12 protein-coding genes and 3 tRNA genes are annotated in these 13534 nt (G+C 66.0%); 5 read left to right on the forward strand and 10 right to left on the reverse strand.

The window, feature by feature from the left end; genetic code table 11:
* Positions 1 to 24 precede the first annotated feature (24 nt).
* The 7 genes from bsaP to BN3906_RS12860 all read right to left on the reverse strand — a co-directional run bounded on the left by bsaP (position 25) and on the right by BN3906_RS12860 (position 5636).
* Positions 25 to 279, reverse strand: coding sequence for a biotin synthase auxiliary protein BsaP (gene bsaP, locus BN3906_RS15585; RefSeq protein ID WP_078057445.1), 255 nt, complete (start codon positions 277 to 279; stop codon positions 25 to 27).
* Positions 279 to 1277 (reverse strand): biotin synthase BioB, encoded by a 999-nt coding sequence (gene bioB / locus BN3906_RS12840; RefSeq protein ID WP_066589142.1) that lies wholly within the window; start codon positions 1275 to 1277, stop codon positions 279 to 281. Before bioB ends, bsaP begins: the two co-directional genes overlap by 1 nt.
* A gap of 37 nt (positions 1278 to 1314) precedes the next feature.
* On the reverse strand, positions 1315 to 2391 hold the full coding sequence (locus BN3906_RS12845) for an SURF1 family cytochrome oxidase biogenesis protein (RefSeq protein ID WP_066589146.1): 1077 nt from the start codon (positions 2389 to 2391) through the stop codon (positions 1315 to 1317).
* 43 nt (positions 2392 to 2434) lie between these two features.
* A complete protein-coding gene (locus tag BN3906_RS12850; RefSeq protein ID WP_261797023.1) occupies positions 2435 to 4084 on the reverse strand; it encodes an HtaA domain-containing protein in 1650 nt (549 codons plus the stop codon).
* Positions 4081 to 4935, reverse strand: coding sequence for an HtaA domain-containing protein (locus BN3906_RS15265; RefSeq protein ID WP_261797024.1), 855 nt, complete (start codon positions 4933 to 4935; stop codon positions 4081 to 4083). Before BN3906_RS15265 ends, BN3906_RS12850 begins: the two co-directional genes overlap by 4 nt.
* A gap of 162 nt (positions 4936 to 5097) precedes the next feature.
* A tRNA-Val gene (locus BN3906_RS12855) sits at positions 5098 to 5170 on the reverse strand.
* A gap of 37 nt (positions 5171 to 5207) precedes the next feature.
* On the reverse strand, positions 5208 to 5636 hold the full coding sequence (locus BN3906_RS12860) for a DUF3052 domain-containing protein (RefSeq protein WP_110481563.1): 429 nt from the start codon (positions 5634 to 5636) through the stop codon (positions 5208 to 5210).
* A 227-nt stretch (positions 5637 to 5863) separates the two neighbouring features.
* On the opposite strand from BN3906_RS12860, the gene aceE reads away from it, so the two are divergent.
* The 3 genes from aceE (at position 5864) to BN3906_RS12875 (ending at position 10046) form a co-directional block, all read left to right on the forward strand.
* Positions 5864 to 8647 (forward strand): pyruvate dehydrogenase (acetyl-transferring), homodimeric type, encoded by a 2784-nt coding sequence (gene aceE / locus BN3906_RS12865; protein ID WP_066589149.1) that lies wholly within the window; start codon positions 5864 to 5866, stop codon positions 8645 to 8647.
* Positions 8648 to 8786: 139 nt separating this feature from the next.
* Positions 8787 to 9122: an acyl carrier protein gene (locus BN3906_RS12870; protein WP_078057447.1), complete on the forward strand. Its 336-nt coding sequence runs from the start codon at positions 8787 to 8789 to the stop codon at positions 9120 to 9122.
* A gap of 27 nt (positions 9123 to 9149) precedes the next feature.
* Positions 9150 to 10046, forward strand: a complete 897-nt coding sequence (locus tag BN3906_RS12875; protein ID WP_066589152.1) for a serine hydrolase domain-containing protein — start codon at positions 9150 to 9152, stop codon at positions 10044 to 10046.
* Positions 10047 to 10058: 12 nt separating this feature from the next.
* Here the strand turns inward: BN3906_RS12875 and BN3906_RS12880 are convergent, their stop codons facing one another.
* Both BN3906_RS12880 and BN3906_RS12885 read right to left on the reverse strand, forming a co-directional pair.
* A complete protein-coding gene (locus BN3906_RS12880; protein WP_066589156.1) occupies positions 10059 to 11327 on the reverse strand; it encodes an alpha-hydroxy acid oxidase in 1269 nt (422 codons plus the stop codon).
* Between the two features lie 445 nt (positions 11328 to 11772).
* Positions 11773 to 11844 (reverse strand) — tRNA-Asn (locus BN3906_RS12885).
* 154 nt (positions 11845 to 11998) lie between these two features.
* Here BN3906_RS12885 and BN3906_RS12890 point away from each other — a divergent pair.
* Both BN3906_RS12890 and BN3906_RS12895 read left to right on the forward strand, forming a co-directional pair.
* Positions 11999 to 12072, forward strand: a tRNA-Ile gene (locus BN3906_RS12890).
* Between the two features lie 193 nt (positions 12073 to 12265).
* The gene (locus BN3906_RS12895) at positions 12266 to 13147 is read left to right on the forward strand and encodes a pirin family protein (protein ID WP_066589159.1); all 882 of its coding nucleotides are present in this window, start codon (positions 12266 to 12268) and stop codon (positions 13145 to 13147) included.
* Between the two features lie 2 nt (positions 13148 to 13149).
* Here BN3906_RS12895 and BN3906_RS12900 read toward each other — a convergent pair whose 3' ends face one another.
* Positions 13150 to 13509, reverse strand: coding sequence for a metal-sensitive transcriptional regulator (locus BN3906_RS12900; protein ID WP_390620350.1), 360 nt, complete (start codon positions 13507 to 13509; stop codon positions 13150 to 13152).
* Positions 13510 to 13534: the final 25 nt, after the last annotated feature.

The raw sequence follows: 13534 nt of genomic DNA on the forward strand, positions 1-13534 counted from the left end.
ATCTGCCTGCCAGCACGTGCCCCGTCACCGCTGCTCTGACTCGGCCGACGAGGTCTCCCCGTGTCTGGGGCACACAGCTGTCCAACCGTGCGGCGTCACCTGGACTGTGCGGCGACGCCCGCACTCCGGGCAGTAGCGTGGGACGTCCAGTCCCGCCTCCTGGGCCGGGGAGTGACTGATCCACTCCCCGGCACCGAGGTCTGCACCTGTCCACGGGTCCCAGGGTCCTGTCCCCCTCGGGCGGCGGCGACTGCCCGTCTTCTGACCGTTCGCCGGCATCACACGCTCCTGCTGAGGACCTTGATCGGAAGGCGCAGACGGTCGACCATGTCCAGGTCCAATTCGGCCGGTCGTCCGAGGGTGGTGAGGTAGTTGCCGACGATGACCCCGTTCACACCTCCCAGCAGTCCCTGTTCTATCCCCATGTCTCCGAGGGTGAGCTCGCGTCCTCCGGCGAACCGCAAAGTGGTCGACGGCATGGCGAGCCGGAACATCGCAACAGCGCGCAGGGCGTCCCTGCCGTCCATCACCTCCATGTCTGCGAACGGTGTTCCGGGCCGGGGGTCGAGGAAGTTCAACGGAACTTCGTCGGGTTCGAGTTCGGCGAGCTGGACCGCGAACTCCGCACGCTGCGCGGGTGTCTCCCCCATTCCCAGAATGCCGCCACTGCAGACTTCGATACCCGCGTCGCGGACCAGTTCCAGGGTTCGGCGCCTTTCCTCCCAGGTGTGGGTTGTGACAACCCGGGGGAAGTAGCTCTTCGCGGTCTCGAGGTTGTGGTTGTACCGGTGGACCCCCACCGCCTTGAGACGGCCGACCTGCTCCGGGGAGAGGATTCCGACAGAGACCGCGACGTCGATACCTTCGACGTTCGCGTATATTTCACTGACCGCGTTCTCGACCTGGGACATCAGGTTCTCGTCCGGGCCTTTCACTGCGGCGACGATACAGAACTCGGTTGCCCCGGTCTTGGCTGTCTGCCGTGCCTGTTCAATCAGTTGGGCGATGTCGAGCCGGGCAGAGCGCACCGGTGAATCGAACACCCCGGACTGGGAGCAGAAGTGGCAGTCCTCCGGGCAGCCCCCGGTCTTCAGGCTGACGATGCCCTCCAGTTCGACTTCTTCACCGCACCAGCGGACCCGCACCTCGTGGGCGAGCGCCAGCAGTTCGGGGATGTCGGCGTCGGGGAGTTCGAGGACGCGGCGGAGCTGGTCGTAGTCGAGGCCGCGTCCTTCGTCGAGGACGCGGGTACGTGCAGTCGTGAGTATGTCCGTCATGGCACACACTCTAACTTGAACACCGTACAGTTTCCAGTCAGAACCTTTCCTCGTCGCGTGCGTTGCGGTCCCGGAACGCCCGGTTCCGGGTCTGTCCGTAGCGCTGCGCGAGTTTCTGCTCCCTGCTGGCCGCAGCTCTGTCCGTGTCGGCCGTGCCGTCAGCGCCGGCCGTGCCTGCTTGGTCCGAAGTCCCGGGCGGATGCCCGGCGTCACGGACCTCCCCGGACTCCGCCGAACTCTCTGCCTCCGAGCCTCCGACCGGTCCCGCACCGGCGGCAGGAACCTGCGCCGCCGCAAGCTCGTCGCGGTGACGCCGCCGTTCCCGGATCTCCGCCCACACGAAATAGCCCAGCCCCGCCGGAACCATGATCCCGAACGCGATCCACTGGATGCCGTAGGACAGGTAGGGCCCCGAATCGAGGGTGGGCAACGGGACAGGGGTCAGCCCCTCACCCGCCCTGCCTTCAACGGACTCCTCGTCGAGCTGCACATAATCGGACGCCAACGGCAGTCCCGTCAGATCGCCGATCTGCACTGTGTTCATTCCGTAGACCTGGACACGCCCCTGGTCGGTGATCGGAGGAGTGTCCGGAAGTGCCTCGGATTTGCGGATGTAGCCGGTGACGGTGATCGGCGTCGCCGGTGCCGCCGTGAGGTCGGGAACACCGGTACCGCCCCCCAACGGCTTGACCCAACCCCTGTTGACCAGCACAGTCAGCCCGTCGTCGGTGCGGAACGGGGTGAGCACCTGGAACGCGGGCGACGTGTCCACCGGCCGGTTGCGCAGCAGAACCTCGTCGTCCGGGAGGAAGACCCCCTGAAGTGAGACCCTGGTCCACTCCCGGTCCTCCCCCGCCGGAGTACGGTCCCGGGGCATCACCGAGGACGCCGGGACCGGGTCATGCTCCAGCGCCGCCTCAAGGCGGTGGTTGAACTTCTGGGTGTCGGAGTTCTTCCCGAGCTGCCACGGGGCGAGCACCGTGAACGCCACATAGGCGAAAGCCAGCGACAGTACGGCGGTGATGACCCAGCCCGGGGTCAGGAAGGCCCGCCATCCCCGTCGCCGCTGGCGGCGATCCGGGGAGACTGGGGACCGGTCACGGGGTTCAGACACGGTCCCAGTCTAGTCCGCGACGGCGCACTGACCCGGATCCGGGTCAGTCGTCCTCGCCGGGTTCCCCGCCACCGGAGACGACCCCCGTACCGGTGGCGGCCGCGATCTCGTCGATCCTGCGGTTGGTGCGGCGCAGACGCACCGCCATGGCTCCGGCGACAGCCGCAGCGATCACGGCGATGACACTGGGCACCATGGAACGCGGATCCTTGAGGAACGCCACCAGACCGGTGTCGCTGTTCTCCCCGTCGGTCGCTTCAGCGCCGTTGACGGTGACCTTCCCCTGCTTCCGCTCCTTCGCCGCCTTGTCGTCCTTGTCGGCGTCTCCGTCGGATTCATCGGCGGGCTTGTCACCCAGCGATGCGGCGGAGGTCGTGTCGCAGCTGTCGGAGACAGCCGCCCGGAAGCTCACCGGATCCAGGGCCTCGCCCGCCGAGTAGTAGCCGGCAAGTGCGGTGGATCCGTCAGCGCTGAGGGACGCCGAGGCACTGCCGTCGAGGATCCCGCCCTCCAGGCTGACCCCGGAGAGGGACAGGTCGGCGAGGGAGATGCGGCCGTAGTCGTGGGGATTTCCGGAAGTGTCGTTGGAGCTGACATTGGCGACCAGGGTCCCTGTGCCACCGTTGAGACGGATCTCCGGGTCGGAGACCACGGTGTGGAGCACCCCCTCGTGACCGGTGAAGGTGACGGAACCACCGAACTTCAGCGTCCCCGAGGTCACGGAACCAGCGGACACCTTCAGGGTGCCCTCGGACCCGCTGAAGACGAAGTTCCCGTCGCTGTAGACGGCACCGCCGCCGGTGGTCCAGTCACCCTTGGCGATGGAACCCTTGATGTACGACCGGAAGGAATCCTTGATCCCCCAGCCCATCCTGGTCTCCACGACGTTCCTGTCACCGTCAGAGGCCTGGCAGGTGGTGTCGGACGTTCCGGCGGAGCCCGTCGAACCTGCGGAGGTGATACCGGAGACTCTCGGGGTGACGCTGAGGTCCGGGGTGCCGGCGGCGGCCACACCGGCCGAAGCCGCAGACCCTCCGGAGGACGCCGCCCCCGCAGAGGTGATGCCGCCGAGCCCCTGGGATCCGGCCCCCGTGGCGCAGCCCGCTCCGGCGGTGTCGAGGGTGATGTCGATGGGGTCGGCCTGGTTGTTCCCTTCCCCGTAGTTGCCGCCCAGGGACTGGTTACCGTCCTCGGTGATGTAACCGGGACCGGAGACCTTCACCGAGCCACCTGCCGCAGAGATCGGCGAGGTCAGCTCGAACTGGGCGATCGGGACCTGGGTCCCGGTCTTTGCGCCGGTGACCTGGGCACCGGCGGTGTAGCTGGAGACCGTGTTCGACCGGTAGTCGGCGATGAACTGGGCGGTGGTGCCGCGGACCTTCACGACCATGTTGCTGTAGGTGATGTCCAGGGCGCCGAAGTGACCGGTCAGGTGGACGGACCCCTTCAGCGGGATGTCGGCGTCCCCGCCGGAAAGCTTCACCGCCGACGGGTCCGCGGTGAACCGGAACTGTCCGTCGTCTCCGCCTTCGGAACCGCTGAAACCGACCTGGTCGAGGTCCCAGCGTCCCATCGCGATGGGCCCGGTGAGGTAGCTGCGGAAGGACTTCTTCAGCCCCCAACCCACCGACGCGTCAGCGACGGTGCAGGATCCGGTGCCCGTGGGCGTACCTCCCGCTGCCGCCCCGGTCACCGGCGAAAGCGCCTGGGCAGCCGGTGTGAAAGCGCCTGGGCAGCCGGTGTGCCCGCCTGGGCAGCGGCGGCTGTGCCCGAGGCGGACGCGGCCGGGCTCTCCACGGTGTCGGTCTGACCTGCGGAGGAGGCCATCACCGCATTCCTGTCCACACCGCAGTCCCCCGGGCCCGAGGTCTTCACGGTGACGACGACCGGGTCGCCCTCGTTCTTGCCCTCGCCGTACGAGCCCAGCAGACCCTTGTTGAGGTTCTCGTGGATCCAGCTGGCTCCGGTGAGGACGGCACTTCCGGACGCTGACCCAGCCTGGGTGAGAGTCCTGTCGAAGGTGAATGTCGCGACCGGCTGCTGCGTGAACGCAGGAGGCCCGCCGACGAGGCTCGCCACCGCCGCCGGATCTGCGGCCAGGTACCGTCCGTCGGCGAGGAGCTGACCCCGGTTGCCCCGGATCTGCAGCTCGAAGTTCGACAGCGTGACGTTGATGATTCCCCCGTGTCCGGTCAGGTGCATCGTCCCGCCCATCGGAAGGTCGGCGGCGTCGCCCTCGACACGGGACCCGCGGGGATCGGCGGTGAAGTGGAACGCCCCGTCCTCGGCGTTCTCGGTGGCACCGGTGTAGGTGATGCCGTCCAGATCCCAGCCTCCTGCGGCGATCGGACCGGTGAGGTAGTTCCGGAGCGACTGCCTGATACCCCAGGCCATGTCCGCGGCGGACACTGCACGACACTGCGAGGTGTCGTCCGCGACAGCGGCAGGTAGGACAGAGGCGGGGACGACAGCAACTCCGACCAGGGGCATCGCGGCAGCGAGTGCTGCCGCCGAAGCGAGACGGAGCGAGCGGGGGGACGACATAGGTGGGATTCTCCTGGTCACGGCGGACACTTCTGAAAGCACAGCCTTCTTCAGTTAGGTAAGGCTAGTCGCGCCTGGAGGATTACCCAACCCGGAAACGGCACCTGTCGCAGTACGACAGACATTCCACCGTTTGTCTACCCCCGAAAGTGTGTACCCCTGTGCGCACTGACGGGTTCGAACCGCCGACCTGCTGGGTGTAAACCAGCTGCTCTTCCAACTGAGCTAAGTGCGCCAGACAGCAGCATCGCCTACTGCCGACCGGAAAGACTCTAGCGCTTCACTCCACGCGCCACCAGACAGGCCCCCTGCCAGGACCCCAGTCGGGTGGAGGTCGTCTGGACCAGGCCGGCGATCTGCGCAGATTCCGCGATCTCTCCGGGATCCACGGTACCCGCGGTACCCGCGGCGGGAGTCAGAAGCCAGATACGGCCCGCTTCGCCGAGGTTCCTCGTGGCGTCCACCAGACCGTCCACCAGGTCGCCGTCGTCGGCGCGCCACCACAGGAGGACCACGTCGACCATCTCGTCGGTCTCTTCGTCGAGTAGCTGACTGCCGATGACGTCTTCGAGGGATTCGCTGATCCCGTTGTCGGCATCCTCGTCCCAGCCGAGCTCCTGGACGATCTGGCCGCCCGTCACATCCATGAGCTCCGCCCAGCCGTTCTCACTGCCCACCGTCGCCCCTGCGGCGTCTCCCACTGGCTTGTCCCTGACCTTTCGTAAGTTTTCGAGCATTATGGGTCTGAATAGTAGGTGATCGAGCGTGACCGCACCAGACCTGGGCGTTTCTTTCCCCTGCCACCCCCGTGATTTCTCCCCCGAACCGAGTACCGCGGACGGGGCTAGGATCGGGGGGACCGCGTTCCTTCGGCCGCCACCGCTGTGCCTCAGGAACGACACTGATTCCGCAGACCAGGAGGAACGTCATGAGCCCTGCCCACGACAGCAACTTCAGTAATATCCGCGACGGCGTCGCGTCCTACCTCAAGGACTCCGACCCGGACGAGACCCAGGAGTGGATGGACTCCCTCGACGGACTCCTGTCAGAGGCGGGCCCCGACAGGGCCCGCTACCTGATGCTCCGGATGCTCGAGCGGGCGGACGCCCGCCGGGTCTCTCTTCCTCCGCTGCTGTCCACCGACTACGTCAACACCATCCCGACCACGATGGAACCCGAGTTCCCCGGTGACGAAGCCATGGAGAAGCGGTACCGTCGCTGGATCCGTTGGAATGCCGCCATCATGGTTCACCGCGCCCAGCGCCCCGGAATCGGTGTCGGCGGGCACATCTCCACCTACGCGTCCGCGGCAGCTCTCTACGAGGTCGGCTTCAACCACTTCTTCCGCGGAAAGGACCATCCCGGCGGCGGCGACCAGGTCTTCTTCCAGGGCCATGCCTCGCCCGGCATGTACGCCCGCGCCTTCCTCGAAGGGCGCCTGTCCGAGGAGGACATGGACGGGTTCCGCCAGGAGAAGTCCAGGCCCGGACACGGCATGCCCTCCTACCCTCATCCCCGGGACATGCCGGAGTTCTGGGAGTTCCCCACCGTCTCCATGGGTCTGGGCCCGATGGACGCCATCTACCAGGCACGGTTCAACAAGTACCTCCATGACAGGGGCATCCGGGACACCTCACAGCAGCACGTGTGGGCCTTCCTCGGTGACGGCGAGATGGATGAGCCGGAGGCCCGCGGCCTCATCCAGCAGGCATCCCTGAACAACCTGGACAACCTCACCTTCGTCGTGAACTGCAACCTGCAGCGGCTCGACGGTCCGGTCCGCGGCAACACCAAGATCATCCAGGAACTCGAGAGTTTCTTCCGGGGGGCCGGCTGGAACGTCATCAAGGTCATCTGGGCACGCGAGTGGGACCGTCTGCTGGACAAGGACCAGGACGGTCGCCTGGTCCACATCATGAACACCACCACTGACGGTGACTACCAGACGTTCAAGGGTAAGGACGGGGCCTACGTCCGCAAGAACTTCTTCGAGAGGGACCCCGAGACAGCGAAGCTCGTCGAGGACATGACGGATGAGGAGATCTTCGCCCTGCGCCGCGGCGGTCACGACTACCGCAAGATCTACGCCGCGTACAAGAGGGCCCTGGAGACGAAGGACCAGCCGACCGTCATCCTCGCGCACACGATCAAGGGGTACGGACTCGGGCACAACTTCGAGGGGCGCAACGCGACCCACCAGATGAAGAAGCTCACCCTCGACGATCTCAAGCGTTTCCGCGACAAGCAGGAGATCCCCGTCACAGACGAGGAGCTCGAGGCGAACCCGAAGCTGCCGCCCTACTACAATCCCGGACCGGACTCCCCCGAGATCCGCTACATGCTGGAGCGGCGCAGGGAGCTCGGCGGTCCCGTCCCGGAGCGCAGGGTCGATTACACCCCGCTGAAGATCCCGGACGCCGAACTGATGCGCGCGGTCCTCAAGGGGTCGGGCAAGCAGAAGGTAGCCACCACCATGGCCCTGGTACGCACACTCAAGGAGCTCATGGCGGACCCGGAGATCGAGAAGCGCCTTGTCCCGATCATCCCCGACGAGGCCCGCACCTTCGGTATGGACTCCTGGTTCCCCACCTTGAAGATCTACAACCCCCACGGCCAGAACTACACGCCGGTGGACGCTGACCTCATGCTCTCCTACAAGGAGGCCAGAGACGGTCACATCATGCACGAGGGCATCAACGAGGCAGGTTCTGTCGCAGAGTTCATTGCGGCGGGTACCTCGTACGCCACCCACGGCGAGCCGATGATCCCGCTGTACATCTTCTACGCGATGTTCGGTTTCCAGCGCACGGGTGACTCGATCTGGGCGGCGGCGGACCAGATGACCCGTGGTTTCCTCATCGGGGCGACCGCAGGCGCGACCACTCTCACCGGTGAAGGTCTCCAGCACATGGACGGCCATTCCCCCGTGCTGGCGTCGACGAACCCGGCCGTCGTGTCCTGGGATCCGGCGTTCGGCTACGAGATCGCGTACATCGTCCGTGACGGGATCCGCCGCATGTACGGCGAGGGTTCGGGTCCTGACGGCAAGGGCGAGAACGTCATCTACTACCTCACCGTGTACAACGAGCCGGTGGAGCAGCCGGCCGCACCGGAGGATCTGGATGTCAACGGCCTGCTCCGGGGCATCTACCTCTATTCGCCTGCCGACCGTCTGGTCGGTACGGGGGCCGGAGCGACCGGGGACGCCGGGGAAGCTCCCGCCACCGATCTGGTGGCGACGGTCCTCGCCTCGGGCGTGGGTATGACAGAGGCGATCCGTGCGAAGGTCCTGCTGCGCGAGAAATTCAACGTCAACGTGGCCCTCTACTCTGTTCCTGCATGGGCCGAGCTGGCCCGTGAAGCACGTGAGCTGGACCTCGACGAGCTGAGGCACCCCGACGGCGTCATTCCCAGGCCCTATGTGACCGAGGTTCTCGAGGACGCCCCGGGCCCGTTCATCGCTGTGACCGATTTCACACGCTCACTTCCCGAGATGATCCGGCCCTACGTCCCCGGTGACTACACCACCCTCGGCTGCGACGGTTTCGGATTCTCCGACACCCGGGAAGCTGCCCGGCGGTTCTTCAACTCTGACGCCGAGTCGATCACCGTCGCGGTGCTTTCCGCCCTGGCCCGTGAACACAAGGTCTCCTGGGACGTCGTGAAGGACGCCGCAGCGTCCCTCGAACTCAACGATCCGACCAAGGCCTGATCCCGGGAGCCGGGTCACGATCTCAGAATGTGGTTACCTGCCCACCGTTGCTAGTATCGGCGACAGACATCGCCGACTGCTGTCGGCGGGTTCTTCACCTGCAGCTCACCGCCGGTACGGCAGAAAGGTCCGTGGTCCCTTGGAGATCTCACGTGAGGCACAGGAGAGGCTCATCGCAGCCCTCGGCGGGGCAACCGAGGTCAGGGAGGACGCTGCCACATCCTCACCGGCAGAGGCCACTCCCCTGTCCCGGATAGTGAAGATCATCGAGGATGTCTCCGGTGTGGAGGCCGGTGACATCACCGCCGGATCTGTGCTGACTGATGATCTCCACCTGACCTCTCTCGCACTCATCGAGATATCCGTGAAGATCGAGGACGACTTCCGGGTGGAACTGACCGAGGACGAGATCTGGTCGGCCCGCACTGTCGGTGATCTGGCGGACGCTGCGGTCACCGAGTCGACGGCTGCGTAGCACCGGACCCGTAGGGGAGATCACGCAGTGACGACCGCACAGAAGGTTCTCGCAGAGGTCCGTGACTGGCCGGTCGACCATGTCAGTGCCGCTGTACTGTTGCCGGGTCCGGAGTCCCCGGTGACGGTCGGTGACGGTCACCGGCTTTTTCCGCTCGCCAGCGTGAGCAAGCTCGTGACCGCCTACACCGTGCTCGTGGCGGTGTCGGAGGGGTGTTTCTCCCTCGATGACACGGTCGACGGCATTTCGTCTTCCACCGGCGTGGTGGTGGCCGGCCCCGCGGACGCCACGGTCCGGGAGTTGCTGTCCCATGCTTCGGGTACCGGGTTCTCCGACCGTGTCCGCGAGAAGGCTCCGCGGGCGAGACGTATCTATTCTTCGGCCGGGTTCGAGATTCTCGCGGACCTGGTCACTGCCGCCGTCTCGGAGGTCGGTCTCGACTTCCCCACCTATGTGAGGGCGGCGGTGGCCGAGCCTCTGGGGATTGCTCCTGCGGAGCTGGTTGTCGCCGGATCAGCCGGGCACGGGTTCAGCGCGTCACTGGACGCTCTGATTCGCCTGGCCGGCGAGTTCCTGTCGCCGGTGCTGCTTCCGGTCTCCCTGTGGGATGAGGCACTGACGCCCCAGTTCCCGGATCTCGACGGTGTGGTTCCCGGCTACGGGCGGCAGCGTCCCTGTCCGTGGGGCCTGGGGTTCGAGTTGCACGGCCACAAGTTCCCCCACTGGCTAGCGTCCTCCATGCCGGAGGACGTTGCCGGTCATTTCGGCCAGTCCGGTACTTTCCTGTGGTTTCACCGGGCGACGGGCACGTCAGGAATCGTGCTCACCGACCGTGCGTTCGGCGACTGGGCCAGGCGACGCTGGGCTGATTTCAATGCCGGGGTCTGGGGCGCCGTGGGGACTGACGGCTTTCCGGGCGCGTGACCGTGACGGTGGTCAGATCCAGTAGCCGGAGGCGGCTTCCGAGGTTTTGAGGGTCACGTGGTCGGGGGTGAGTTCACTGACCTTCGTGACGCCGCAGAGGCGCATGGTCCTGCGCATCTGGTCCTCCATGATGTCCAGCATCCTGGCGACCCCGCGCTGCCCTCCGGCCATGAGGCCGTACACGTAGGCACGTCCGACGAGGGTGTAGTCAGCGCCGAGTGCGACGGCAGCCGCAATGTCGGCACCGTCCATGATTCCGGTGTCGAGTCCGATGGTGACCTCTTCTCCGACAGCCTGACGCACCTTGGGCAGCAGGTGCAGCGGGACGGGGGCGCGGTCGAGCTGCCTGCCCCCGTGGTTGGAGAGGATGATTCCGTCCGCACCGTGGTCGAGCACCCGCTGTGAGTCTTCGACTGTCTGCAGTCCCTTGCAGATCAGGGTGCCGGGCCAGAGTTCCCGGATCCAGTCGATGTCGTCGAAGGTGAGGGCGGGGTCGAACATACGGTCCACGAGTTCCGCCACTGTCCCGGAGCTGCGGGACAGGGAGGCGAAGGAGAGCTGTTCTGTGGTCAGGAAGTTGAACCACCATGCGGGCCGGTAGGACGCGTCGAGCACTGTCTTCCAGGTCAGCTGGGGCGGGATGGAGAACCCGTTACGGATGTCCCTGAGGCGCGCTCCCGCGATGGCGGTGTCCACGGTGACAATGAGCTTGCGGTAGCCGGCGTCCCACGCCCTCTGCACCAGCTCCTTGGAGGCTTCCCGGTCCTTCCAGAGGTAGAGCTGGAACCAGTTGTTGCCGTCCGGTGTGTGGGCTGCGACATCTTCCAGGGAGGCTGTTCCCATGGTGGAGAGGCAGAAGGGGATTCCCTTGTCTGCTGCTGCGGCGGACCCGGCGTACTCCCCTTCGGTCTGCATCATCCGGGTGAAACCGGTGGGGGCGATCGCCAGCGGCATGCTCACGCGGTCACCGAAGATCTCCGTCGACAGATCGGCGTCACTGACGTCCCTCAGCACCCCGGGGTTGAACTCGAGGTCACGGTAGGCCATCCGTGCCCGGTTGAGGGAGATCTCGTTCTCCGCCGCGCCGTCGACGTAGTCGAAGGGGGCTGTGGGGGTGCGACGCTTCGCGATCTTGCGGAGCTCCCAGACATTGGTCGCCTTCGCCAGTCTGCGACCGGTGATGTCGATGGTGGGCTTCTCGAACTTCATGAGCTCTCTGAGGTCCTTGACCGGAGGGAATCTCCGCCGGAGAGCGGACGGTGTGGGTCGCTGTGACGCCATGTTTCTGTACTCCTGCTGAAACGATACTTCTGACCTGCTCAACGCTACCCTTGAACAGGTGATGCAGGGCAGAGGAGGGCGGGTGACACCTGTCACCCGCCCTCCTGCCGGACACCTGGGACGTGCCCGCTGTTCCCGGGCGGCCCCGGGTTCGGGTTCCGCCGCCTGAGTCACTTTCTGCCGCGGCGCCTGCCCCTGGTACCCCTGCGGTCAAGGACCCGGTCGACGACCCGGGTCACGGCCCAGCTGCCGACGGTCACGAGCGCGTAACGGATGATTCTCTGCATGGTCACTCCCTGATCGAGGTCTGCGGTTCCGCCCCAGGATACGTGGAACGGTCACTACAGGTGTTCGATGTGAGCAACAGAGCGCGCCTGTACGCCGACGGTGAACACCCGGACACAGCTGAACCCCCGACCGTTCTCGCTGGTCGGGGGCCTTTCTGCTCCCCCTACTGGATTCGAACCAGTAACCCTTCGATTAACAGTCGAATGCTCTGCCGTTGAGCTAAGGGGGAATACTTCGCAGGAGGTCGGTGCCGGCCCCTGCAACGAGACAGAACTATACCCAGAACCGGTGCGGGCCCACAAATCAGGGGATCTACCTGCGGATATTCCGTCCTCCGGGGTGCGTGCACGGCATGTGGAGGGCCACCCGCTACACTGTTCCGCGGGGCTATAGCTCAGTCGGTTAGAGCCGCGGACTCATAATCCGTTGGTCGCGGGTTCGAGCCCCGCTGGCCCCACAGCAAGCGCGTCGCACTCTGCGACGCGCTTCCGTCGTTACGGGACATCCCGGTCCGGACGGGTCCACTGTGGGCAAGCCACCAATTGCGGGCAAGCCTCCTGTCGGCGAGCCTGCCGCGGGCGAGGCATGGGCCGATGTCCCGGCGTCTCCTTCCGTGGTGTGCCCGGCCGTTCCCCGCTAATATTGTTGACATGTCAACTGTCATCGTGCGCTCGGCGGAGCGGTCCATCTGGCCCGGTAATGACATCAGGTCACGGCAGTCCTTCGCGTTCACCGGCGGTTCCACACCACGCCTGATGGCCGAGGCGGGATTCGGGGCCCTCCTCGTGCACAACGACGATCTCGTGGAACCCGGGGAAGGGTTCGACATGCACCGGCACAGGGACTCCGAAATTGTCACCTGGGTGCTCGAAGGACGCCTCCGGCACCGCGATTCCCGCGGCACTGTCACCGAACTCGGCCCCGGCGAAGCTGAGGCCATCTCCGCAGGACGTGGGATCGCGCATGCGGAGACGAATGCCGCCGGCTTCACTTCACGTCAGGTACTGCGGGTGGTCCAGATGTGGCTGCCCACGGACCGCCCGGACCATTCGCCGACGTACCGCACCGCCGACTTTTCCGCGGCACTCACCGCCGCCCGGGACGCCCCGGACACGGCGGAGGACGCACATCGCCCGGTCAGCAGGGTCAGCCCGGTCAGCAGGGTCAGCCTGGTCACGGTCGCCAGCGGACCGGCCGTCGCAGACCTTCAGGATTCTCCGCCCTCCACAGTTCCCGCAGAGACGGACTCCCCGACTGTCACCCCGCTGCACATCAACACCCCCGGTGCAGTGTTCCGCGTCGGCCGTCTCGCCGCCGGACAGTCGGCGGTTCTCCCGGCGTCCCGGTTCACCCATGTCTTGACAGCCACAGGCGTGGTCGCCCTGCCTGACCTCTCCGCCACATTGACCGAAGGGGATGCCGCCCGGCTGACGGACACGGACCGCGTGACCGTCACCGCGGTGGAGGATGCCGAGATCCTGGTCTGGTCGATGGAGATATCAGCTCTCGAGAGTCCTTTCACTCCCGGGTGACCTCATTTCAACAGACGGGACACGGCGGCGGAGACCTCGTCGAGCTTCTCGACAGCTTCGTCGCCTCCCCGCTGTGCGGCGTGTAGGACGCAGTGCTGCATATGGTCGTCGAGCAGAGCCAGTGCCACCCCTTTGAGCGCGGACTGTACCGCCGAAATCTGGGTGAGGACGTCGATGCAGTACTCATCCTCATCGACCATGCGGTGAAGACCCCGCACCTGCCCTTCGATCCGCTTGAGGCGGGCGAGGTAGCGCTTCTTATCCGGGGTGTACCCGTTGTCGGCGGGCTCGCTGGAGCAGTCGCATCCGCACCCGTCGTCCGTCTGCGCCGCAATATGGAGATTCATGTCACCGGTACCCATACCCGGATTCTATACCCCACCGGGG

Origin of the sequence: Corynebacterium provencense, assembly GCA_900049755.1 — a bacterium.
In the GTDB taxonomy this organism is placed as follows: Bacteria; Actinomycetota; Actinomycetes; order Mycobacteriales; family Mycobacteriaceae; genus Corynebacterium; species Corynebacterium neomassiliense.